This window comes from Nonomuraea sp. NBC_00507 (genome assembly GCF_036013525.1).
GTDB lineage: Bacteria > Actinomycetota > Actinomycetes > Streptosporangiales > Streptosporangiaceae > Nonomuraea.
The window spans coordinates 9,802,236-9,824,945 of sequence record NZ_CP107853.1 but is presented as its reverse complement, the minus strand read 5'-3'; the positions used below and the strand labels follow the sequence as shown (position 1 = coordinate 9,824,945).

At 71.2% G+C, this 22,710-nt stretch carries 21 protein-coding genes and 1 pseudogene; 13 read left to right on the top strand and 9 right to left on the bottom strand.

What is annotated here, in order from left to right; translation table 11 throughout:
* Positions 1-24: 24 nt before the first annotated feature.
* Positions 25-322 (bottom strand): annotated as a pseudogene (locus OHA25_RS61690) (transposase); the annotation flags it as partial.
* On the opposite strand from OHA25_RS61690, the gene OHA25_RS47345 reads away from it, so the two are divergent.
* Together OHA25_RS47345 and OHA25_RS47340 are read left to right on the top strand one after the other, a co-directional pair.
* Complete coding sequence (locus OHA25_RS47345) at positions 293-616, top strand: hypothetical protein (protein ID WP_327583397.1); 324 nt, start codon at positions 293-295, stop codon at positions 614-616. The pseudogene OHA25_RS61690 and the gene OHA25_RS47345 sit on opposite strands and share 30 nt — an antisense overlap.
* Before the next feature lie 208 nt (positions 617-824).
* On the top strand, positions 825-1,586 hold the full coding sequence (locus OHA25_RS47340) for a DUF6461 domain-containing protein (RefSeq protein ID WP_327583396.1): 762 nt from the start codon (positions 825-827) through the stop codon (positions 1,584-1,586).
* Between the two features lie 19 nt (positions 1,587-1,605).
* On the opposite strand, the gene OHA25_RS47335 is transcribed toward OHA25_RS47340, so the two are convergent.
* The gene (locus OHA25_RS47335; RefSeq protein WP_327583395.1) at positions 1,606-4,491 is read right to left on the bottom strand and encodes an AfsR/SARP family transcriptional regulator; all 2,886 of its coding nucleotides are present in this window, start codon (positions 4,489-4,491) and stop codon (positions 1,606-1,608) included.
* Between the two features lie 386 nt (positions 4,492-4,877).
* On the opposite strand from OHA25_RS47335, the gene OHA25_RS47330 reads away from it, so the two are divergent.
* The 4 genes from OHA25_RS47330 to OHA25_RS47315 all read left to right on the top strand — a co-directional run bounded on the left by OHA25_RS47330 (position 4,878) and on the right by OHA25_RS47315 (position 9,435).
* Positions 4,878-6,203 (top strand): helix-turn-helix domain-containing protein, encoded by a 1,326-nt coding sequence (locus tag OHA25_RS47330; RefSeq protein ID WP_327583394.1) that lies wholly within the window; start codon positions 4,878-4,880, stop codon positions 6,201-6,203.
* Between the two features lie 44 nt (positions 6,204-6,247).
* Positions 6,248-6,862, top strand: a complete 615-nt coding sequence (locus OHA25_RS47325; RefSeq protein ID WP_327583393.1) for a copper resistance CopC family protein — start codon at positions 6,248-6,250, stop codon at positions 6,860-6,862.
* On the top strand, positions 6,859-8,835 hold the full coding sequence (locus OHA25_RS47320) for a cytochrome c oxidase assembly protein (protein ID WP_327583392.1): 1,977 nt from the start codon (positions 6,859-6,861) through the stop codon (positions 8,833-8,835). Before OHA25_RS47325 ends, OHA25_RS47320 begins: the two co-directional genes overlap by 4 nt.
* 207 nt (positions 8,836-9,042) lie before the next feature.
* On the top strand, positions 9,043-9,435 hold the full coding sequence (locus OHA25_RS47315; RefSeq protein ID WP_327583391.1) for a sensor histidine kinase: 393 nt from the start codon (positions 9,043-9,045) through the stop codon (positions 9,433-9,435).
* 109 nt (positions 9,436-9,544) lie between these two features.
* Here the strand turns inward: OHA25_RS47315 and map are convergent, their stop codons facing one another.
* The gene (gene map, locus OHA25_RS47310) at positions 9,545-10,393 is read right to left on the bottom strand and encodes a type I methionyl aminopeptidase (protein ID WP_305919736.1); all 849 of its coding nucleotides are present in this window, start codon (positions 10,391-10,393) and stop codon (positions 9,545-9,547) included.
* 32 nt (positions 10,394-10,425) lie between these two features.
* Here map and OHA25_RS47305 point away from each other — a divergent pair, with 32 nt between their 5' ends.
* Positions 10,426-10,602 (top strand): hypothetical protein, encoded by a 177-nt coding sequence (locus tag OHA25_RS47305; protein WP_305919737.1) that lies wholly within the window; start codon positions 10,426-10,428, stop codon positions 10,600-10,602.
* On the opposite strand, the gene OHA25_RS47300 is transcribed toward OHA25_RS47305, so the two are convergent.
* Both OHA25_RS47300 and OHA25_RS47295 read right to left on the bottom strand, forming a co-directional pair.
* Positions 10,599-11,243 (bottom strand): cyclase family protein, encoded by a 645-nt coding sequence (locus tag OHA25_RS47300; protein WP_327583390.1) that lies wholly within the window; start codon positions 11,241-11,243, stop codon positions 10,599-10,601. The two genes, OHA25_RS47305 and OHA25_RS47300, sit on opposite strands and share 4 nt — an antisense overlap.
* Positions 11,240-11,491 (bottom strand): CBU_0592 family membrane protein, encoded by a 252-nt coding sequence (locus OHA25_RS47295; protein WP_327583389.1) that lies wholly within the window; start codon positions 11,489-11,491, stop codon positions 11,240-11,242. The genes OHA25_RS47300 and OHA25_RS47295 overlap by 4 nt, the downstream gene beginning before the upstream one ends.
* 73 nt (positions 11,492-11,564) lie before the next feature.
* On the opposite strand from OHA25_RS47295, the gene OHA25_RS47290 reads away from it, so the two are divergent.
* The gene (locus OHA25_RS47290) at positions 11,565-12,521 is read left to right on the top strand and encodes a LysR family transcriptional regulator (protein WP_327583388.1); all 957 of its coding nucleotides are present in this window, start codon (positions 11,565-11,567) and stop codon (positions 12,519-12,521) included.
* A gap of 233 nt (positions 12,522-12,754) precedes the next feature.
* Here the strand turns inward: OHA25_RS47290 and OHA25_RS47285 are convergent, their stop codons facing one another.
* Positions 12,755-13,333, bottom strand: coding sequence for a hypothetical protein (locus OHA25_RS47285; RefSeq protein ID WP_327583387.1), 579 nt, complete (start codon positions 13,331-13,333; stop codon positions 12,755-12,757).
* A gap of 174 nt (positions 13,334-13,507) precedes the next feature.
* Between OHA25_RS47285 and OHA25_RS47280 the strand changes: the two genes are divergently transcribed.
* Both OHA25_RS47280 and npdG read left to right on the top strand, forming a co-directional pair.
* Entirely contained in the window at positions 13,508-14,650 is a 1,143-nt protein-coding gene (locus OHA25_RS47280) for a lipase family protein (protein ID WP_327583386.1), read from the top strand.
* A gap of 237 nt (positions 14,651-14,887) precedes the next feature.
* Complete coding sequence (gene npdG / locus OHA25_RS47275; RefSeq protein ID WP_327583385.1) at positions 14,888-15,577, top strand: NADPH-dependent F420 reductase; 690 nt, start codon at positions 14,888-14,890, stop codon at positions 15,575-15,577.
* A gap of 71 nt (positions 15,578-15,648) precedes the next feature.
* Here npdG and OHA25_RS47270 read toward each other — a convergent pair whose 3' ends face one another.
* Positions 15,649-16,350 (bottom strand): alpha/beta hydrolase, encoded by a 702-nt coding sequence (locus OHA25_RS47270; protein ID WP_327583384.1) that lies wholly within the window; start codon positions 16,348-16,350, stop codon positions 15,649-15,651.
* A 13-nt stretch (positions 16,351-16,363) separates the two neighbouring features.
* On the bottom strand, positions 16,364-17,806 hold the full coding sequence (yczR, locus tag OHA25_RS47265; protein WP_327583383.1) for an aminotransferase-like domain-containing protein: 1,443 nt from the start codon (positions 17,804-17,806) through the stop codon (positions 16,364-16,366).
* A gap of 59 nt (positions 17,807-17,865) precedes the next feature.
* Here yczR and OHA25_RS47260 point away from each other — a divergent pair, with 59 nt between their 5' ends.
* Both OHA25_RS47260 and OHA25_RS47255 read left to right on the top strand, forming a co-directional pair.
* The gene (locus tag OHA25_RS47260; protein ID WP_327583382.1) at positions 17,866-19,038 is read left to right on the top strand and encodes a trans-sulfuration enzyme family protein; all 1,173 of its coding nucleotides are present in this window, start codon (positions 17,866-17,868) and stop codon (positions 19,036-19,038) included.
* 27 nt (positions 19,039-19,065) lie between these two features.
* On the top strand, positions 19,066-20,031 hold the full coding sequence (locus tag OHA25_RS47255; protein ID WP_327583381.1) for a serine/threonine dehydratase: 966 nt from the start codon (positions 19,066-19,068) through the stop codon (positions 20,029-20,031).
* Positions 20,032-20,333: 302 nt separating this feature from the next.
* Here OHA25_RS47255 and panB read toward each other — a convergent pair whose 3' ends face one another.
* Entirely contained in the window at positions 20,334-21,164 is an 831-nt protein-coding gene (gene panB, locus OHA25_RS47250; protein ID WP_327583380.1) for a 3-methyl-2-oxobutanoate hydroxymethyltransferase, read from the bottom strand.
* 136 nt (positions 21,165-21,300) lie between these two features.
* Between panB and OHA25_RS47245 the strand changes: the two genes are divergently transcribed.
* Positions 21,301-22,548 (top strand): MFS transporter, encoded by a 1,248-nt coding sequence (locus tag OHA25_RS47245; RefSeq protein ID WP_327583379.1) that lies wholly within the window; start codon positions 21,301-21,303, stop codon positions 22,546-22,548.
* Positions 22,549-22,710: the final 162 nt, after the last annotated feature.

Here is a 22,710-nt window from a genome sequence, read left to right as displayed (position 1 = left end):
GGCCGTCTATGTTCTCCACGGCCGGGCGTCGTACTCGCCGAGGATGGCTTGACAGATAGCCGAGACCGTCGACTTCGACAGGGCGGCCTCGGAGCCGAGCGGTCGGCTAGGGCGCCCTCGACATCGTGCACCGCCAGGCCGCTCACGAAAGAGGCGATCGAAAGGGTCTCCAGCGCGTCGGTGCGGGTCACTCCAGTGCCGAACAGCCGGGAGGCGAACTTCTCGGTGGTACTGCGCAGCTTGGGACGGGCGATGATGATCGCCCGCTAGTGGTCTTGACGCCAATGGGGCAATGACCGTTGCGGTGGCCTGGCCGCGCCACGGCCTCCTGCTCGCCGAGGCGGCCGGCGCCGACGGCGGGGTCGCCGTGGTGCTGCTGCGCGGGCGCGCCACGGCCCTGGCCGACCGGCTCCGCGTCGGGGGCGAGGTGCTGGCCGCGCTGCCGGACACCCGCGTCTGCGCCGGGCTGAGCGCCGCGCTCAGGCGGGCGGGCCCGACGAATGGGAGGCATTCCTGGCCGGGGTGCGTCACGGTGAATTCGATCTACCTAATACACGCGATCACTGAGGGTTTCCAACCTGAAGCCGCAGGGCGTGCCGTGAAGATCCCATGGTAGATAGGGTTCGACCCGGCCCCTGGCCCGCCTATGGGAGGATCGCGGGCTTCAGCGGAGCGGTGACGATTGCGTTCACCGGGTGAACCTTGGTCGGGTGCGCGGCGTCGTATCCATTGTGGATCTTGTTAGGCGTCTTGCCCTTGCGGGGTGGCTAGGTCCTGCCCTTCTTCGCTCTCGGAGAGTGGATGACGCATGAGGAGCGCTGGGAGTGGAAATCACTTACGCCGATATCAGCTGGCTCGCGGACCGGTGGGAATTGGGCGACGCATGGTGTCTGACGTTCCTACGAGGTCTGGAAGAGGCGGAAGCACTGCGGCGGCTAGGCGCCGCCGAGGAGAGCATCCGGCCGCTGAGCTACAGGGAATTGACGGATTCGGGACTGTTCCCGCACACGGTTCTGGCTGGGCGTCTTAAGGGTTGGGTCGTGCTCATCGAGCGGAACGGCAGCAAGGCGACAGAACCGGATGCGATGCGAGCGCTGTCGGCCGGGACGGAACTCGTGTCCGTGCTGCGGCACGACTACGCGACCGATCTGTTCGTGTATGCCATCGACAGGGATCGGCTGACTTCCTTCGACCCGAGGAAGCCCGCATGGCGGTACGGCAGCGATCCGGATCGCCTCCTCGACGCGATGCGGGAGGTAGGTGTTGATCCAACGTACCTACCGGGAGGAGACGTCGCCGGAGACGAAGACATCAGCACCGGCGCTCCGACAATGAGCGAAGCACTGATGCTCGCGGCCCGGCTGACCGGCGTCGTGTTGACCCCAGAAGTGCTGAACGGTCCGCTAGTGGGCGGTGTTGTCGGCTCTCAGGCTGACGACAGCCTAGAAGAGGGCGATGGGCAGCAGGGGACAACATCGCACACGACCGCCGGCCTGTTTGCGGCGATCCGGCGAGATGACCCGCAGCAGGTAAACCCCGACGAGGCAAGCGCGCAGGCACAGGCGGCAGCGGACGGCGGACACTGACCGCCGCGCTGAGCTGTGATCACACCCGGTGCACAGGCGCGGAGCCGCGCGCTTCGTGCACCGCGGCTTGTTCGTCCCTGAGCCGCCGCTCCCAGCGGGCGTGCCCGAGGCCGCCGCCCGCGGCGGCCGCCTCGTGCAGCACGGCCATGGCTCGGTCGAGGTCGCCGAGCATCCGGTAGGTCCTCGACAGCGCGACCAGGCAGCGCAGCAGCCCGATCCGGTAGCCGTCCGCCGTGATCAGGTCGCGGCCCGCGAGGAGATGGGGCAGGGCCTGCTCCGGGTCGCCCATGGCGAGGTAGGCCTCGCCGAGCGCGAAGCGGATCCCCGCCTCGTGGCTGGCATCTCTCGCCTCCTTGGCGTTGGCCAGGGCCTCGTGCAGCGGGTCGAGTGCTTTCTCCGGACGCCCCACGCCCACGAGGGCGCCGCCCATGACCATCAGCGCGTACCGTACGCCGACGCGGGCACCGATGCGCCTGGCCAGCTCCAGCTGACGCTCGGCCCAGGGCAGCGCCTCCTCATGGCGCTCGCCCGAGTTGCAGGCGGTGGCGAGGTTGCCGAGCGTGCACATCTCGCGGAAAGAGTCGCCGAGCCGCCTGGCGATCGCCAACTCGGCCTGGAAGTGCGCGAGGGCCTCGTTCGTGCGTCCCGTCATGCGCAGGGCGTTGGCGATGTGTCCGTGGGCGAGCATGGTGCTCGCCTCGTCGCCGAGCCGTTCGCCGGCTCGCAGCGCCAGAGTGTTGAGTTCGTACATCTCGGCCATGCGGAAGGTCCGCTCCTGCTCCCAGAGCAGTCCGAAGGCGAGGTTGACGCCGAGCCGGGCGATCGTCTCGTCCGAGGAGCCGAGCGCCTGGCGCGCCGCTGCCATCAAGACGGCCTCCTCCTCCTGGAGCCATGCTCTGGCCTGCGCCGCATCGCCGACCGTGTGCGGAACTGCGTCGACCTGCCCGGCGGGCTGCGAACGGTGCGGGTCGCTGACGTGGCTGGCCAGGCGCGTGGAGGCGGCGTAGTACGACAGCGCGCGCATCAGCGCCTCGCGGGCCCCGGCCGGCCGCAGCTCGCCGGCGAAGAGACGCACGAGGTCGTGCAGCTCGTAGCGGGCGGGGCCGAGGCGATCGAGCAGGTGCGCGTCCACCAGCCGCTCCAGCGCCGCCTCCGCCTCCGGGGCGGTGACCGCGAGCAGCGCGCCCGCCGCCTCCGCGGTCACCTCCGGCACGTGCAACCGGCCGAGCAGCGCCAGGGCGTGCGCGGCCAGCCGGTCCACCGGGCGTGGGCCGCGTTCGAGGGCGGTGTGGCTGGCGGACAGGCTGGAGCGTACGGCCAGGTCGCCTGCGGAAAGCTCGTGCAGGCGGCGCCGCTCGTCACTCAGCCGCGCCGTCAGCGCCGAGACGCTCCAGTCAGGACGGCCGGCCAGGCGCGCCCCGGCGATGCGCAGGGCCAGGGGAAGGCCTTCGCACAGGTGTACGAGCCGCGCGGTCTCGCCCGTGTCGGCCGCGACTCGTTCCGCGCCGGCCAGCTTGGCCAGCATCGTGGCCGCCTCCGCCTGAGACATGCGGCCGAGCTCCAGCTGGTAGGCGTCCTCGCTCCAGGACATGCTCTCGCGGCTGGTCACCAGCAGCGCGCTGCCGAAGGGCACCGCCAGCATCGGCCGTATCTGCCCCAGGTCTGCGGCGTCGTCCAGAAGCGCCAGCACCCGCCGGCCGTGCAGGCGGCTGCGCCACATGGCGGCCGCCTCGTCGAGGTCCGCGGGCACGGACTGAGCCGGCACGCCGAGCCCTCGAAGGAATCGGCCGAGCACGTCCAGCGCGGTGAGCGGGGGCAGCTCCGGCGTGGCGCCCCGGCAGTTCACATAGAGCTGACCGTCGGGGAAGCGGGCCTTCGCCATGTGGGCGACGTGCGCGGCCAAGGCCGATTTGCCGACGCCCGGCGGGCCGGAGATGATCACGAGCGGGCCGGGCGGGCTGTCGTCCCACGGTGCCAGCCGCTCTTTCAGCCGTACGGTCTCCCGCACCCTGCCCACGAACTCCGCCAGCGGGCGGGGCAACTGATGTGGCACGAGCGTGCGTGTCTCAGGATCCCCGGAGGCGTCGGTCCCCGAGCCAGGGGGTTCGGGTCCTCGAGCGGGCGTCTCGGGCTCCTGGGCGGGGGTTTCCGCACGTAGCACCATCTCGTGGCACCGGCGTAACCCGTCGCCCGGCGACAGGCCCAGCTCCTCGGCGAGCAGGACCCTGCCCTCCTCGTACACCTCCAGCGCCTCGGCCCGGCGGCCCGAGCGGAGCAGAGCCGTCATGAGCAGCTCCCGCGCCGGCTCGCGCAAGGGATGATGGCGGGTGAGGTCACGGAGCTCGTCGGTGACCTCCTGGTGACGCCCCAGCCGCAGCAGGACGTCCGCGCGGCGCTCGGCCGCCGCCAGCCGCAGGTCTTCCAGACGGGCGCGTTCCGCCTCCGCGAACAGCCCCGGCAACCCGCTCAGCGCGGTGCCCCGCCACATGGCCAGGGACTGGTCGAGGAGGTGAAGGGCCCGGCGGTCGTCACCGGCGTGCCGCGCCTGGTGCGCCTGGCGCACTCGCTCGGCGAACGACAACGCGTCCACCTGCCCGGGCTCCACGCATAAGACGTAGCCGGCCGGCGACCCGGCCAGCACTCGCGACGGCTCACGGCGTCCCCGGTCCGGCTCGAAGGCGCGACGCAGTCCGGCGATGTAGGTATAGACGCTCTGCTCGGCGTTGCGTGGGGCCCGCTCACCCCAGATCCCGGCGACGAGCCGGCCCATCGGGACGGGACGGCCGGGTGCGGCAGCGAGAATGGCGAGTGCGGCCCGCTGTCTGGCCGGGCCGAGGTCGAGGGAGACGGAGCCGCGCACGGCTGTCACCGCTCCGAGCAGGCGAATGAAGATCCCCTCGCTCACGCCAGCCTCCGTCGTCGCCCCCCATCCGTGCCAGGACCGCAGCGTAGTCTCTTTTGAGATCCTGTGAAGAGGGGCCGAGACGATGTAGATCGAATATAGAGGCCGGTCGCTAAGCTGTCCTCAGCGCTGGGGTGGGGACCCGGAAGAGAGGGCACATGAGGTGCGTTGCCCGAGGCGCGGTGCGGTGTCGAGCCAGTGGCGGGCGTATGCGCCCCCTCTTGCGAACTCAGCTCAACAGCAGTCGCTGTTGTCCACCGCTGAATAGAGGGAAGACGCGTCGGCACTTGCGGCCGTAACATTACCTCCAATGGTCGTCGCGACCGCGACCGCGGTGATCAGGGCGGACAGGGCAATACGCATGCGCATGGGGGTTCTCCCTCGCCTATGTGGGGGTTGCTCGGACTTCATCTTCTCAGGGACGGAAAACTGTGACTACATCTGACCTAGTCGGACTCCGTATCAAGACGGTTCGGCGACAACGCGGCCTGTCACAGGCACAGCTGGCGCACCCCGAGTTGTCGGACAGTTACGTCTCGTTGATCGAGAGTGGCAAGCGTACCCCGACCCCGGCGGTTCTGGAGCTGTTGGCCCAGAAACTGGACTGCTCCCTGTCCTATCTGATCAACGGCGTCACCGCAGAGCAGATGGAGGACATCGAGCTGGCCCTCGGCTACGCGCGGCTGGCGCTCGAGAACGGCGAGGTCAACGAGGCACGCACCCGTTACATCGAGCTCCTGTCCAACAACAACCTGACCGGGCTCACCTCTCTTCGTCAGGACACCGAGTTCGGTCTCGCCCTCGCTCACGAGGCGTGCGGAGATGTCGACGAGGCGATCTCCATCCTGCTGAGTCTCCGCGACGAGGAGCTGTCCCCCGAGCGCCGCATCGAGGTCGCGATGGTGCTCTGCCGCGCCTATCGGGACAGCGAGCGGCTGACCGAGGCGGTCGAGGTGGGAGAGCGGATGCTGGTCGGAAACGAGCGCCTTCCCTGGACCGATCAGCTCGTCGAGCTGGGCGCCACCCTGCTGTCCGCCTACTACCAGCGTGGCGACCTGCTACGTGCCCGCCAGTTCGCGGCCGAGCTCCTCAACGCCGCCGACGTGCTCGGCACGCCCCGCGCCATCGTGGCCGCCAACTGGAATGCCTCCAGCGTCGCCAACATCACCGGCCACGACGAGGAGGCGCTGTCGTTCGCCGAGCGCGCCATGGCCGTACAGGTCGAGAACGGCCAGCCACGCGCCATCGCCAGGATGCGCCTCGCGCTCCTGCAGAAGCGGCTCAGGGCCCGCCCCCATGAGGCCCAGGCCGTACGCGACGCGCTCCGTGCGGCGGTGGCCGAGTTCGAGCAGACCTCCACCAGCCAGATCGACCGGGCCCGAGTCCACGTGGAGCTCGCATACGCCGAATACATGACCGGCGACTTGGACAAGGCCGTCGAGCACGCTCTGATCGGCCGGGAGCTGCTACCCGAGTTTGGGCACGCACTCGGCGCCGAGGCCGGCCTCCTGCTCGGCAGGATCTACGGCTCCGTCGGCCGGGCCGATGAGGCCGCCGGGCACACGGCCTCCGTACGCGACTGGCTGACGCCGCTGCCCGACTCACGCCGTTCCGCCTCCACCTGGTACGCCACGGCGGAGACCATGGAGCAGCTGGGCGACTCCGACGGCACGGTGGAGGCATACCAGCGGGCGCTGGCCTGCGTGGGGCTGTAGCGCGGTCCGGACCGGGCAGTGGCGTCGGTAGCCTTGAGGATGCCATGAAGACATCCCCGCTCGCGGCACTCGTCGCGATACTCGCCGCCCTGCTCGTTCTCGGCACGGCCGGGCCGGCGCTGGCGCATGACGCGCTCAAAAGCAGCACCCCGGCCAAGGGGGCAGAAGTCGAGGCCCTGGACGAGGTCAAGCTCGAGTTCAGCGCCAGGGTGCGCATGCCGTTCGTCATCGTGCGCGGGCCCGGGGACACCCCGCGGCAGGCCGGCGACCCGCAGGTGGACGGCAAGCTCGTGACGCAGGCGGTGAAGGGGCCGCTGCCGGACGGGAAATACACGATCGCCTACCGGGTCGTGTCGTCCGACGGGCATCCGATCGAAGGGGAGATCCCGTTCACGGTCAAGGGCGCGAAGACGGCGTCCCCGAGCCCTGAGCCGTCCGGTGACGCGTCCGCGACCCCCGAGCCGTCCGGGACGGGGGAGGCGTCGCCGAGTGTGGCGCCGACCGGTGCGTCCGCGCCCGCGGGGCAGGCGTCGCTGGAGGCCGACCAGGCGTCGGCCACCCAGGACGGCGGCTTCCCCGTCTGGCTGATCATCGTGATCGGCGGGCTCGTCGGCATCGGCATCGGATTCCTCCTCAGCGCACGGAGAAAGAAGCCATGAGCAGGGCGGCGCGTCTCGCGTTCGCGGGAGCGGCGGCCGCGGTCGTCGCGCTGGTGCTCGGCATGATCGCCGGAGGCAGGGCCTTCCCCAGGATCATTCCCGGACTGCCCGACTCCGGCGCGGTCGTCAGGTGGGGCCTGCCCGTGTCCAAGCTCCTCATGGACGGCGCGGGACTCCTCACCGTCGGACTGCTGCTGATGGCCGCCGCGCTGCTGCCCAACGACAAGGGCGTGCTGGGCAAGCCCGCGCTCCACTACGTCAAGGCCGCCTCCTGGGCGGCGCTGGCCTGGGCCGGCGGGGCGTTCCTCGCGATCGTGTTCGGCGCCGCCGAGTCCATCGGCCGCACCGTGCCCCAGATCCTCGACGGTCCCATCCTCAGCAGCTACGCCACCCAGACCACACAGGGCGTGGCGCTCACCCTCGTCGTGTTGTTCGGCGTGGCGATCGCGCTGTTCTCACGGGGCGCGATCACCGCGGGCGCCGCGGCGGGACTGCTGGTGTTCGCCCTGGTGACGCTGCTGCCCGCGCCACTCACCGGGCACACCTCCTCCTCGCCCAACCACGACCTGGCCACTTCGGCGGTGTCGCTGCACCTGCTCGCGCTGGCCCTGTGGGTGGGCGGGCTGGTGGTGCTGGCCACGCACGCCCTGCGGCGCCAGCCGCAACTGGAGGTGGCCGCCACCCGGTTCTCCAAGATGGCCCTGTGGTGCTACGTCGGGGTCGGGCTGTCCGGGCTGTTCAGCCTGGTCGCCCGGCTGGGCGCGGTGTCCGACCTGTGGACCTCCGAATACGGCGTGCTCGCCGTCGTGAAGATCGTCGCATTCGTGCTGCTCGGCTACGTGGGCTACTGGCACAGGGGACGCACCCTGGCCCAGCTCGAGTCCGGCAAGCCCCGGGCGTTCACCCGGCTGGCCGGCGGCGAGACGCTGCTCATGCTCGGCACCGTCGGCCTGGCCGTCGCGCTGTCGCGCACGCCGCCGCCCGAGTTCAGCATCCCCGCCGACCGGGCGTTCGAGCTGCTCGGCTTCCCCCTCCCGCCGGAGATCACCGCGGCGAACGTGTTCGCCCTGTGGTGGTTCGACCTGTTCTTCGCCGTGGTGGCCGCCGTGCTCGCCGGTCTCTACGGGATCGGCGTACGCAGGCTCGCGCGGCGCGGCGACCGCTGGCCGCCGGGGCGCACGGTCTCCTGGTTCGTCGGCGTCGCGCTGCTGGTGTTCGCCACGCAGAGCGGCCTGGCCAGATACGCCCAGGTCATGTTCGACATCCACATGATCGAGCACATGACCCTCTCCATGATCGTGCCGATCTTCCTCGTCCTCGGCGCGCCCGTCACGCTGGCCCTGCGCGCGCTCAAGCCCGCTGCGAGGAAGGGCGACCGGGGGCCGCGCGAGTGGATCACGACGATCCTGCACAGCCGGTTCACCAAGGTCGTCACGCATCCCCTCGTCGCCACGTCCATCTTCATCGCCTCCACCTACGCGCTCTACTTCACGCCGCTGTTCGAGTCCGCCATGACGGAGCACCTCGGGCACATCTGGATGACCCTGCACTTCCTGATCAGCGGGTGCCTGTTCTTCTGGGTGATCATCGGTGTGGACCCCGGGCCCAACCGGCTCCCGCACGTCGGGCGACTGCTCATGCTGTTCGTCACCATGCCGTTCCACGCGTTCTTCGGCATCGCGCTGATGATGACGGGCACGGTGATCGCCTCCGGCTGGTACGAGCAGCTCGGCCGCACCTGGGGCGACACCCTGCTGCAGACCCAGCAGGACGGCGGCGCCATCGCGTGGGGGTTCGGCGAGATCCCGACGCTGATCGTGCTGCTGGCCATCGCCGTGCAGTGGTACAAGGACGATTCCCGGCAGGCGCGGCGCTCCGACCGCAGGGCCGAACGGACCGGCGCGGGAGATCCAGAACTCGACTCCTACAACGCCTATCTCGCCCGTCTCAACCGCGCTGACAAGGGCGAGTAGCGGTTCGGCCATGCCCTCCTATCTTCCCACTACAAGTCTCTGGACCGCCAGGTAGCCTTTCTCTCAGGGGAGACGGGCATAACCTCGTCAGCTAGCGAGCGCAGCCTTGAGGGGGGATTGCGCACCGCCAGTGAGAGCGCCGGAGTGGGGACCGGCGCCGGCCCGGGGTGCCGAGGAAGGCGAGAACCATTGTCGGAAGAGACACGCATGCGCGGGGGGCAAAGCCTGGCCGAGGCGCTCGAGAGCTACCTCGCCGAATGGTCGGGACGCACCGGGATCGCCGTTGAGACCTGGGCGTTGCCGGCCACCGACGTTCCAGCCCGCGTCTCCAGCAGCGTCATGGCCACCCTGCGTGAGGCCCTGGACAACGTGGAGCAGCACAGCAGGGCCAGGACCGTGTCCATCGCCGTGACGGCCGGCAAGAGCGGGCTGCGCATGACCGTCAGCGACAACGGCCAGGGTTTCCCGGCGACGGGGGCGGGGCGGGGGATCGCGCGAATGCGGGCGGCGCTCGCCGAGGTCGGGGGCAGCTTGTCGGTCAACAGTGTGCACGGCGAAGGCACCACGATCACCGGGGTGGTGCCCACACAGCGTCACTGAGCGTGCCGGATTGGAGCGTTGCAGTCACGGAGGTCTGTCCCGCGCTGCCGCCGCCTGCGGGTCTGCGGCGCGTCGGCAACCGGCCGGACCTGCGGGCGGCGGTGGTGGATTACGGGAGGGTGAGGATTTCGCTGCCCGATTCCGTGACCACGATCGTGTGCTCGAACTGAGCCGTGCGCTTGCGGTCCTTCGTCACCGCGGTCCACTGGTCCGGCCAGATGTCGTACTCGATCGTGCCCAGCGTGAGCATCGGCTCGATCGTGAACGTCATGCCGGGCACCAGTTCCACCCGCAGCGTCGGGTCGTCGTAGTGGGGGACCATCAGGCCGGAGTGGAAGCTCGTGCCGATGCCGTGGCCGGTGAAGTCGCGGACGACGCCGTAGCCGAAGCGCTTGGCGTACGCCTCGATGACCCGCCCCACCACGTTGAGCTGGCGGCCGGGGGCGACCGCCTTGATGGCGCGCATCGTCGCCTCGCGGGTGCGCTCGACCAGCAGCCGCGACTCCTCATCCACCTCGCCCACCAGGAACGTCGCGTCCGTGTCGCCGTGCACGCCGCCGATGTAGGCGGTGATGTCGACGTTGACGATGTCACCGTCGCGCAGCACGGTGTCGTCGGGGATGCCGTGGCAGATCACCTCGTTGATCGAGGTGCACAGGGACTTGGGGTAGCCCTTGTAGCCCAGCGTGCTGGGATAGGCGCCGTGGTCCAGGAGGAACTCGTGGCCGATCCTGTCGAGCTCGTCGGTGGTGACGCCCGGCTGGACGTGCTTGCCCACCTCCTCGAGCGCTTGGGCGGCGATCCTGCCCGCCACCCGCATCCGCTCGATGATCTCGGGGGTCTTCACGTCGGACTCGCCGATCTTGGGGCGCTTCTTGCCGACGTACTCCGGCCGCTCGATGTGGGCGGGGACCTTTCGCAAGGGCGAAACTCGCCCTGGCTGGAGCAGTGTCGTCATGAACTAGGAGTCTACGGGGCAGAATTGACCTCGTGAGCGAAGGCCAGTGGTGGTTCTGTCTCAAGCACATGCGGGTCGAGCCCGAGCAGGGCTGCCCCAACAAGGACCGGATGGGTCCCTACTCCTCCGAGCAGGAGGCGGCCGGGGCACTGCAACGCGCCGCCGAGCGCAACAAGGCATGGGACGAGGCCGACGAGGACGACGATTAGGTGACGATGGCGTAGGCCCGGACGGGGAAGGTCCCCATGCCGGCGATCATCGGTGGCGCGGCATGGAAGCGGAAGCCCTCGCCCGGCAGCTCCGCCAGGCCCGTCAGGTGCTCCACCAGCGGGATCCCCGCCTCCAGCAAGATCGTGTGGGCGGGGCGCTCGCCGTGCGGCGGGGTGTCGTCGATGTTGAGCGAGTCGATGCCGACCAGCGCCGCGCCCTGCTCCGCCAGCCACTTGGCCGACCCCGGCGCCAGGTAGGGGTGGCCGTGGGTGTAGGCGTCGGTGCCGAAGTGGCGGTCCCAGCCGGTGTGGATCAGCACGGCCTTGCCACGTACGTCCAGGCCCTGGTCCAGGACCACCTCCCGCGGTCCCTGCGCGCGCACGACGAGTCCCGGGAGATCGGCGAGCTTGGTCAGCGGCACCTGTGACAGGTCGGGGCCGTCGGCGTAGCGGTGGTAGGGCGTGTCCAGGTAGGTGCCGGTGTTGGCGGCCAAGGTGATCATGCCGATGTGGAACTCCGTGCCCGGCGCGTACACCTCGCGGGAGTCCTCCCGGCTGAGATGCACGCCCAGCTTGGGGCCGGGGATACCGGGATAGGTCACCATGCCGTCGACGATGCGATGGCTGAGCTCGACGATCATTTGGCCACTCCTACGCGTGCGAGTTTGATCAGGGCCACCCCGCCGATCGCGGCCCACACCAGGTTGAGCCCGGCCGAGGGCCACGCGGCGCTGTAGGCGCTGTTGACCATGAGGCCGACCGAGCCGAACAGGTTGAGCAGCTGGTATGCCACCCCGTCCCCAGAAAGGCGGGACGACGAAACCAGGGCGTAGCCGAGCAGGAGCGCGGCGGCGCCCGCCCACCCGACGGCGGCGAGGAGCAAATCCATGAGCGCCATTGTCCGGAAATTTGGCGCTGAAGCACAAATAAAGAAACCTAAAGGTGGTCGTAAGCTAACCTTCATGGACATTGATCCTCGGCGGCTGCGCGTCCTGCATGAGGTCGCCCGCCGCGGTGGCGTGATGCGGGCCGCCGAGGCGCTCCACCTGACGCCCTCCGCGGTGTCCCAGCAGCTCGCCCAGCTCGAGCGCGAGGTCGGGCTGGCGCTCATCGACCGCTCCCAGCGCAGCGTCTCTCTCACCCCGGCCGGGCGGGTGCTGGCCGGGTACGCCGAACGGGTGGAGGAGGAGTTGCTGGAGGCCAGGCGGGAGCTCACCCGGTTCACCGAACGGCTGGCCGGGCCCGTGCGCATCGCCGCGTTCCCTACGGTGATCACGCACGTGCTGGTGCCGGCCATGCGGGAGCTCGCCGTACGGCATCCCAAGATCACGCCGATCATCCACGAGATCTACGGCCAGCCGGCTCTGCAGGAGCTGCGGATGGGCGCGGTGGACGTGCTCATCACCGAGCAGGACATGGGACTGCCCGCGCTGTCGCAGCCGTCGCTGAGCACGCGCCTGCTCTACGTGGACGAGTACCGCATCGTGCTGCCGCCCGACTGGCCGGACCCGCCGCGTGCCTTCGCCGACCTGACGGAGGTGCCGTGGGTGGCCGGGGAGCCGAGCCAGGCGACCGGGCAGGCGCTGGAGCGGCTGGCGGGGCTGCACGGGTTCGAGCCGCGCAGGGTGCACGTCATCACGGAGTTCGGGCCGACGCTGGCGCTGGTGGCGGCCGGGCACGGGGTGGCGATCGTGCCCGCCCTGGCCCTCCTGGACGTGCCCGAAGGCGAGGTGCGGGTGAGCGGGTTGCGGGATGTGGGGGCGCGGCGGCTTGACGCTGTTACCCGGGTCAGCCGTACGAGGTCGGGGGAGCCGGATCCGGTGCAGGCCGTGGTGATCGGCGCGATCGAGGAGGCCACGGCGGCCCTGGCGACGCCTCTCAGCGGCCGTCTGCGCACCCCCGAACCGCTCGACTCGTAGCCGCCCGAGCCGCTGGCTCCTGGATCCGCTCGGCTCCTGGACCCGCTCGGCTCCTGGACCCGCTCGGCTCCTGGACCCGCTCGGCTCCTGGACCCGCTCGGCCGGGACTTTGCCTGGGCTGGGACTGTGTCTGGCCGGAATGTGCTCGGCCGGGCTGTGTGGCCGGGCTGTGCCTGGCGGGTGCGGTCGGGGACGGGGATGGTCGGCGCTTGGCCGCGTAGCGGGGCTGCGGCTCAGTCGGCCAGCTGGGGGCCGCTGACCTTCTCCAGGAGGCGGGCCAGGCGGGCGCGCAGGCCGAGCCGCTGCTCCACCTCCCCGGCCGCCGCGCTCACCAGATGCTGCGCGCCGTCGAACGTCACCAGCCCGTCCCGCGGCACCGCGATCGCATCGTGCGCCAGACCGGCCAGCTCCGTGTCGCCGCCCTCGATCGCCAGGATGGTCGCGCCCGTGTGGCGGGCGTCGTTCACCCGCTCGAGCAGCGGCACCGGCGCCTGCTGCTCCGACAGCACGAACAACGTCTCGCCCCGCGCCGCCTGCTCCAGCCGGTTGAGGCCGACGCGCAGGTGGGCGGGCGCGTCGAGGGGCGGCGCCCAGCGCACCAGGGTGGGCGTCAGCTGCGGCAGACCGGAGAACCGGGCCTCGTCGCCGAGGTGCGCGGTCAGGTGCCATGGCTCGTCGTCAGGCGTGCCCACCAGCAGCAGGCCGCCGGGGGAGCGGGTGGCGCGCAGGGCGTGGCCGAGCTCGCGGGCGCGTTCGAGCCAGCCGGTCTGGGCCAGGAGTTCGCGCAGAAGGGCTACCGATCCTGAGTCCATGGGTTCCATGGTGCCTGACGAGTCCGTTCGGGGGAGCTGTTTCGCGAGTGATGTATTGACACAAGCTGTGTTTCTCCGTCATTTCGGGCCTTGACATGGAGTTACCCTCGGGTAACGATCGGCTCGCGGCGTCGCCGTCCCAAGTCGAGTGATCCTCAGGGAGAGGGGCGGCACATGAACTTACGTGTCCGCGTCAGCGTGTCCGTGATCCTGTTATCGATCATGTCCCTCACCACGGCCCCCGCGCGCGCCGCGACGGCGGGAGACGTGGTCTCCGCACAGCCCACCACTGTCTACCTCCTACCGGGGAAGCTGCTGGAGGTGCCGGTCAACGCCTGGCACATCCTCTACCACTCCACCTCCGCCATCGGCGCGCTCAACGCGGTCTCCGGCACACTGCTCGTGCCCAAGAGCGCTTATCCGCTGGGCGCGCGCCCGATCATCGGGTACGCCACCGGCACTCACGGCCTCGGCGACCAGTGCGCCCCGTCCGTCAGCATGAGCGAGGGCAGGGAGGCCGAGCTGGCGCTGGTCAGCCTGTTCCTGCTCAAAGGGTTCGCCGTGGTCGTGACCGACTACGAAGGCCTCGGGACGCCGGGGCAGCACACCTACATGGCGGGGATCTCGCAGGGCCACGCCGTGCTCGACGCGGTCAGGGCCGCCATGCGGGTGCCGGCGGCCGGGCTGTCGACCCGGGCGCCGGTCGCCGTCATGGGCTACTCCCAGGGCGGCGCGTCGGCCGGGTGGGCCGCTCAGCTGCAGCCCGCCTACGCGCCTGACCTCAGGCTCAGGGGCGTGGCAGCGGGCGGCGTGCCCGCCGACCTGCGCGCCGTGGCGAGTCACCTGGACGGCGGCGAGAACTTCGGGCTGGCCGCGGCCGCCGGGGTCGGGCTCGACGCCGCCTACCCCGAGCTCGACCTCGAGGCCGATCTCAACGACCGGGGACGGGCGCTGCTCGCCGACGCCGCCGACGACTGCGTGGGAGACCTCGACAGGCTCGCCGGGCTCCGCTTCTCCGACCTGAGCCCGATCGACCTGCTCAACCAGCCCAAGTGGCTGGCGCGGCTGGCCGAGAACCGGCTCGGGGCGGTGACGCCACGGGTGCCGATGTTCCTGTACCACGCCAGGGGTGACGAGATCATTCCGCTCGCGGTGGGGTCCACTCTGCGCTCGGAGTACTGCCGGGCGGGGGTGAACGTACGGTGGGCGGCGCTGCCCGCGCCCGACCATGTCACGGGGGCCGTTGAGGGTGGGCCGCTCGCCATCGAGTGGCTGACGCTGCGGATACTCGGGCTGCCGGCGTTCGGCAACTGTTAGAGGCCTGCGATCCGACAGCCGGGCCCGGGCAACCCGGGTCCGGCTGTCGGCGCGAGGGGCGCCGAGGCGCCGCTCCTCCACTGCCCCCGGCCGGCACCTCACGGCCCAGGCCGCACAGGCCCGGCCATCCCATGCTTGGCCGCGCCGTGCCGTGTCGCACCGTGTGCAGGGTCGGGCGCGTTGTGCCGAGCCGTGCCGCGAAATGGGGTGGGCCGCGGGCGGAGGGTGTGGGCGGCGGTGGAGTGGGAGCGGGGTGCTGGCATGATGCGGCATATGACTGACGTGAACGGGCTTTCCATCGGCATCCTCGGCGGCACCGGCGACCAGGGGAAGGGGCTGGCGCGGCGGTTCGCGCTGGCGGGCCATCAGGTGCTGATCGGGTCGCGCAGCGCGCAACGCGCCCAGGACGCGGCCGACTCCATCGGGTCGGGCGTCACGGGTGGTGAGAACGCCGCCGTGGCCGCCCAGGCCGACATCGTGATCGTGGCGGTGCCGTACGAGGGCCACAAGGCGTTGCTGGAGTCCCTGCGCGCCGAGCTGGCAGGGAAGATCGTGGTGGACTGCGTGAACCCGCTCGGGTTCGACAAGCAGGGCGCGTACGCGCTGCCCGTCGAGGAGGGCAGCGCCGCCCAGCAGGCCGCGGCGGTGCTGCCGGACAGCCGGGTGGTGGCGGCCTTCCACCACGTGTCGGCCGTCGTGCTGATGGATCCGGCGGTGGACAAGGTGGACCTGGACGTCCTGGTGCTGGGCGACGACCGGGAGGCGACCGACACGGTGCAGGCGCTGGCGGACGTCATTCCGGGCGTGCGCGGCGTCTACGGCGGCCGGCTGCGCAACGCCCACCAGATCGAGGCGCTCACCGCCAACATCATCTCCGTCAACCGCCGCTACAAGGCGCACGCGGGGCTGCGCATCACCGACATCTGAAGATCACAGCCAGCGGATGTCGTCGATCTTGTTGCGGATCGTCGTGCCCCGCCCGGCCGGTCAGCCCGCATTCACGACGTGCGCGACAGCTTCAGCAGCGCGTCCGTGACCCCTTCGGGGTCGACGATCTGGTGCAGGTGGTTGCCGGGGACGCGGGTCACGGGCCAGCCCCGCCGGTGCGCCTCCTCGGCGACCTTGTCGTACGGAGGCCCGAACCACAGGCACGAGCACCTGACCTCGTCCCACCCGGCGGGCACGGGGATGGACTGTGTGTAGTAGTCGAGTGGCAGCCGCGGCTGCTCTCCCGCGACCCGCACGCGTACGGCGGGATCGGGCAGCATGGCCACCACGTCCTCCTCGTCCCACCAGTCGGTCCAGCGCGGCAGCACCCCGTCGGGCCCGGCCAGATCGTGCAGGAACGGCAGGAAACCGTCGTCCGCGACCTTGATCAGCCCGGCGCGGGGCGGGATGTGCGCGTCGGCGAACACGCACGCCACCACGCGATCGCCCAGCCCTTCCTTGATCAGCGGCAGGAAGAACCCCGCGTTGCTGTGCCCCACCAGCACCACAGGCGTGTCCGGCGTGGCGTCCCTGACCGCCGCCACCACCCGCGGCCAGTAAGGCGGCCCGCCGACGGAGATGCCGGTCACTTCGGGCACCACGGCGGCGTGTCCGCGGCGCTGCAGCGACTCGGCCACGGGAGCCCAAGTCGACGGTCCGACGGAGGGGCTGTGCACCAGGACGAAGGTCTTCTCGATAAGAGTCGTCTCCACACGTCCCACACTTTCAGACGATGAGGGTGTGGCGGGAGGCCGTGCGCCCCGCTCCGTCGAAGACCGCCCAGGCCGCGGCCAGGTTGTTCACCGCTCGCGAAAGCTCGTCGGCCGGGAACAGGAAGTGCAGCCGCATGTGGTCGGCGTGTCCGCCCAGCGGGTCGAACGATCTGCCCGGCGGCACCGCCACACCATGCCGCAGAGCCACCTGGGAGAAGGCGTCGGCGTCGCCGCGCGGGATCCGTACCCAGATCGTCTGGCCGCCGTGGGCGGGCTCGAACGACCACGACGGCAGGCTCCCGCGCAACTCGGCGCACAGGTGGTCGTGGCGCTCGCGGAGCCCGCGCACGCGGACCGCGCGCACCTCCTCCAGGCGGCGCAGCAGCGCCGCGGCGGCGAGCTGGCTGAAGACCTCGCCGCCGAGGTCGTGCACGGCCCGCAGCCGGGCCAGCCGGGAGATGAGCGGCGCTGCCGCGCGGATCCAGCCCACGCGCAGCCCGCCCCAGACGAGCTTGCTCAGCGAGCCGATCGTGATGACGTGCTCGCCCTGGCCGGCTCTGGGTCCGAACGCGGCCAGCGGGGGCGGTGTCTCGCCGGAGAAGCACAGCTCGGCGCAGACCTCGTCGTCGATTAGCGGCACGTCGTGCTCGCCGGTCAGAGCCACCAGCCGCCTGCGGTCGTGGTTGGCCATGACGGCGCCGTCCGGGTTGCGCGCGGTGGGGACGAAGTAGGTGAACGCGGGACGTTCGCGCAGGGCGTCGCGCAGCTGCTCCGGCGTCACGGGCTTGACCACCGCGGCGGCGTGCCTGAACACCTCCAGCGAGCCCGGGTACGTCGGCGACTCGGTCAGCACGGTGTCGCCCGGCGCCGCCAGCAGCGCGGTGAGCAGCGTGAGCGCCTGCTGAGCGCCCGTCGTCGTGATGATCTCCTCCGGCGTCGTCGGCACGCCGCGAGCGCAGTAGTAGTCCGCCAGCGCGGCGCGCAGTTCGGCGTTGCCCGCCGGCTGGTAGCCCAGGTCGCGCACGCCGGCCAGCCGCGCCCCCGCCTCCTCGTACGCCTCGAACATCGCCTGCGGCGGATCATGGGGAGCGGCGCACGTCAGCAGGATCACCCCGTCCGGCGGATGCAGGATGTGCTGCAGCAGCGGATTGGCGACCACGCCGTCGGCCGCCCTCGTCGCGGGCAGGTCGAGCGGGGCCACCCGGGTGCCGCTGCCCTGCCGGCGCACCACGCGGCCTTCCTGCTGCAGCAGGTCGTACGCCGCCACCACGGTGCCCCGGCCCACCGCGAGCCGCTTGGCCAGCACCCGGTCGGGCGGCAGCGCGTCGCCCGGTGGGAGCACGCCGTCGTCGATCAGCGCCCGCAGCCGGACCGCCAGCAGCAGGTAGAGCGGGCCGCGTCCCGACGCCCACCGCCCCAGCAGATCGACGAGGTCATCCAGATTGGCCCCATTCATGAACCAATTCTGCCCGATTGGCTCTCACGTTGAATCCCCGCACGGGAAATCATGGCCACATGACCGATTTCCGCCCCGAGACCAGGGCCGTCCACGTCCCTCAGCCGACCGTCGAGGGCAGCCGCCCGATCACCATGCCGATCTACCAGACCTCGGGGTTCGTCTTCGACGACCCCGCCGTGATGGCCGACGCTATGGGGCGTCCCGACGGGGCGTTCGTGTACGGGCGCTACACCAACCCGACCGTGCGCTCGCTGGAGCTGGCCGTCGCCGGGCTCGAGGGCGGCGCGGCCGCCATCGCCGCGGGCTCCGGCATGGGCGCGATCAACACCGTCCTGCTCGGCCTGCTCCAGCCCGGCGACCACCTGATCGCCCAGCGGTCGCTGTACGGGGGGACGGCCGCGATGCTCAACGAGCTGGTGGGCAGGTTCGGAATCACGGTCACGTACGTGCCCGAGAACGATCCCGCCGCCCTGCGTGCGGCCGTGCGGCCCGAGACCAGGCTCGTCTACCTGGAGACGATCAGCAACCCGATGACGCTGGTGGCCGATCTGCCTGGGATGTGCGGGGTGGCGCGCGAACTGGGGATCCCGTCCGTGGTGGACAACACGTTCGCCACGGCGATGTTGTGCCGGCCCTTCGAGCATGGGGCGGACATCGTCATCCACTCGACCACCAAATATCTGTCCGGGCACACCGACGTGGTCGGCGGCCTCGCGGTCTTCGCCGACACCGCGCTCTACGAGCGGATCTGGCACTTCGCGATCGAGCTGGGCGCCTCGGCCGACCCGTTCGCGGCCTGGCTGACGCTGCGCGGGCTGCAGACGCTCGCGCTGCGCATGGAACGCCACTGCTCCAACGCCGAGTTCCTGGCCACCAGGCTGGCCGAGCACCCCGCCGTCCAGGCGGTGCACTGGCCGGGGCTGGCGTCGCATCCGTCGTACGAGCTGGCCGGCAAGCTGCTGCCCGGCTTCGGCGGGGTGTTCTCGTTCGACCTGGCCGGCGGGCGGGCGGCGGGGGAGAAGTTCATGAGCTCGGTACGCCTCGCGCTGCTCGCCCCCTCGCTCGGCGGCGTCGAGACGCTCATCCTGCACCCGGCCACCACCTCGCACCGCGCGCTGAGCCCGGACGAGCTGGCCAGGAGCGGGATCGGCGAGGGCACGGTGCGGATCGCGGTGGGCATCGAACATCCCGAGGACCTTTGGGCCGACGTCTCCCAGGCGCTGTCGTAGCGTTCCTCCGTCTTAGGGTGTGATTCCATGACTGCCGTCGCGTATGAGGATGTGCTGGCCGCCGCCGGGCGGATCTCCGGGCTCGTGCTGCGCACGCCCATGGTCGAGGTCTCGCCCGGGCTGTTCCTCAAGCTGGAGCTGCTGCAACACTCAGGGTCGTTCAAGGTGCGGGGGGCCTTCAACCGGATGTTGTCGGCGGGTGCCCTGCCGGACAGCGGGGTGATCGCGGCCAGCGGGGGGAACCATGGGCTGGCGGTGGCGTACGCCGCGAAGGCGCTGGAGGTGCGGGCCGAGATCTTCGTGCCCGAGGTGACCAGCCCGGTGAAGGTGGCCGGGCTGGCGGCGCTGGGGGCGGATATCACGCAGACCGGGGCCATCTACTCGGACGCCGCGGAGGCCGCGGCCAAGAGGGCCGCCGAGACCGGTGCGCTGAGCGTGCACGCCTACGATCAGCCGGAGGTGGTGGCCGGGCAGGGGACCACCGGGCTGGAGATCATGGAGCAGACCGGGGGCGTGGACACCGTGGTGGTGGCCGTCGGAGGCGGCGGCTTCGCCGGGGGGATCACTGTGGGGACGTCCGCGCGTTCGGCCGGCGAAGCCGGCGCGGCGGGCGCGGCGGGCGCGGCGGGTCCGCGGATCGTCGCGGTCGAGCCCGAGCGCATCCCGACCCTCCGCGAGGCGCTCCGGGCCGGTCGGCCGGTGCCGGTCGAGGTCGGCGGGGTGGCGGCCGACGCCCTGGGCGCGAGCCAGATCGGCGGCCTGGCCTTCGAGATCCTCTCGGGGCCGCGGGTGGAGAGCGTGCTGGTGAGCGACGAGGCGATCGTGGCGGCCCGCCGGACGTTGTGGGAGCGGCACCGGCTGGTGGCCGAGCCCGCGGGCGCGGCGGCGTACGCGGCGCTGCTGTCGGGCGCGTACACGCCGAGGGCGGGGGAGCGGGTGGCCGTGGTTGTCTGCGGTTCCAACACCGACCCCGCCACCCTCGGCAACTCCTGACCACGTCCTCCTGCCCCGCCGGGCCGGATCCGCCCCCGCGTGCGCGCCCGCCGGTCGCCCCCGCCTTGCGCGCCCGCCCGCCTGCGCGCCGCCCGCCAGTCGCGCCCGCCCGCCTGCGCGCCCGCCCGCCAGTCGCGCATGTACGCCCTCGGGGCGGCCGGCCAGCGTGCTATGGCCCGCTGCCCGCTCGGTCCGCCGTTGGCGCGACGGCGCCGCAGGGCGTGCCGACCGGGTGGACCGGCCGCCCGCGCGTCGGCGTGGTGTTCGTGCGGCCGGGTCCCAGGTCGCTGAGGTGGGGACGGTCAGGTGTAGGTGTGCTCCGGGCCGGGGAAGGCGCCGGAGGCGACTTCGTCGGCGAAGGCCCGGACGGCCCGATCCATGTCGGCGGTCAGGTCCGCATAGCGCTTGACGAACTTGGCCGGGCGCGGCGTCAACCCCATCAGGTCCTGCCACACCAGCACCTGCGCGTCCGTCGCCGCCCCCGCCCCGATGCCGATCGTCGGGATCGCGAGCGACGTCGTCACCCGCTCCGCCAGGTCGGCCGGCACGCATTCCAGCACTACCGAGAACGCCCCGGCCCGCTCCAGATCCTTGGCGTCCGCCATGAGCTCGTCGCCCGACTGCCCCCGCCCCTGTACGCGGTAGCCGCCCAGGACGTTGACCGACTGCGGGGTCAGCCCGAGATGCGCCATGACCGGCACGCCCGCCGCGACCAGCGCCTCCACCTGCGGCAGGATCCGGCGGCCGCCCTCCAGCTTGACCGCGTGCGCCCCTGCCTCCTTCATGAAGCGTGCCGCCGACTCCAGTGCCTGCTGGGGCGAGGACTGGTAAGACCCGAACGGCAGATCCGCGACCACGAGCGCGCGTGACGACCCGCGCACGACGGCCGCCGTCAGAGGCAGCAGGTCGTCGACCGTGACGGGGAGCGTGGAGTCGTAGCCGTAGACGACCATGGCCGCCGAGTCGCCCACCAGCAGAACCGGGATGCCCGCCGCATCGAACACCCGCGCCGTCATCGCGTCGTAGGCGGTGACCATGGGCCACCGCTCTCCGCGCTCCTTGGCGGCGGCGAGATCGCGGACGGTGACACGGCGCCCGGAGACGCCGCCGTACAGCGTGGTTGAAGAGGACATGCGTAAACCCTCCGGAAAACGTCTCGAGGCGCCCCAGTGGCGTCCCCGGACTCCTTCTGATGATGGCACGGGCGGAAAACCTGTGGCGAAACTGTCGGTGCCTGTTGCCACAATCAACGTGGAGGTAATCAACGACATGGCTCTCGACCCTTACCGACGCCTGCTCAGGATCCGGGGCGTCCCCACGTTGCTGCTGGTGGGGCTGCTGGCCCGGGTTCCTGCCACGGCCACGGGCATGGCACTGACCCTGCACGTCGCCGTGGTGCTCGAGCTCGGCTACGCCAAGGCGGGGCTGGTCACCCTGGCGAGCACGATCGGCATGGCGGTCGGCTCGCCGTTGTCGGGAAGGCTCGTCGACAAGCACGGCCTGCGTCCCGTGCTCGCCGTCACCACCGTGGCGCAGGCGGCGTTCTGGGCGTGCGCGTGGGCGCTGCCGTTCCCCGTCCTGCTCGTCGCGGCGGCTCTGGCGGGGCTGCTGGCGCTGCCGGTGTTCAGCGTGATCAGGCAGTGCCTGGCCGCCATGGTGCCCGTTCCGCAGCGGCGCACCGGCTTCGCGCTCGACTCGATCCTGGTCGAGATGTCCTACATGACCGGGCCGGCGCTGGCGGTGGCCGGCATCACGACGCTGGGCAGCGGCGTGACCATGGCGGTCGTCGGGGCCGGCATGACCGCCGCCGGGCTGGGGCTGATCGTGCTCAACCCGCCCACCCGGTCGGCCGACGAGAAGGAAAGCCAGGAAGAGCAGTCGGGCGTCAGGCTGCCCAGGCGCCAGTGGTTCACGCCGGCGTTCGGGGCGCTGCTCGGCACAGTGGCGGCGGCCACGTTCGTGCTCACTGCGAGCGAGCTCGCCCTGGTCGCGACCATGACCCAGGCTCACCAGACCGCGTGGGTCGGCCTCGCCGTGGGCATCTGGTGCCTCTACTCGCTGATCGGCGGTCTGGTCTACGGCGGCCTGTCGCGCGGCTTCACGCCCCTGACGCTCATCGGGGGCATGGGCCTGCTGACCATTCCGGTGGGCTTGGCAGGCGGCGACTGGCGCTGGCTGATCGTCGCCCTCCTGCCGGCCGGGTTGCTCTGCGCGCCGTCGCTGTCGTCCACCGTCGACGCCGTCAGCGGATGGGTGCCCGCCCGCGCCAGAGGTGAGGCGATGGGCTTCCACGGCACCGCTCTGCTGATCGGCGGCGCCGCTTCGGCTCCGATCGCCGGGGCCGTCATCGACGGCGTCGGCCCTGCTTGGGCGTTCATGGTGGCGGGGCTGGTGGGGGTGGCCATGGTGCTGGTCGCTTTGCCGTTCTGGCGGCGCCGTCCGCAGGGGGCTTCCTCCCTACCGGTCGAGGATGTCGCACAGGAGACACCGGCTCCGGTTCCTTCCACGGTGAGCTGACGCACGCTCGTCGCGGCACCGGTTGCAGGGGCGTCGGTGCCGCACAGGCTGCGGGCGGAACGGAGGCACGCCCGGAGTTCACATGGAGTTTACGAAACGGGACCGTTGCGTATCGGAATAGCTTGCGATACGGTGTCGTTGCGAAACTCAGACGTATCGAAA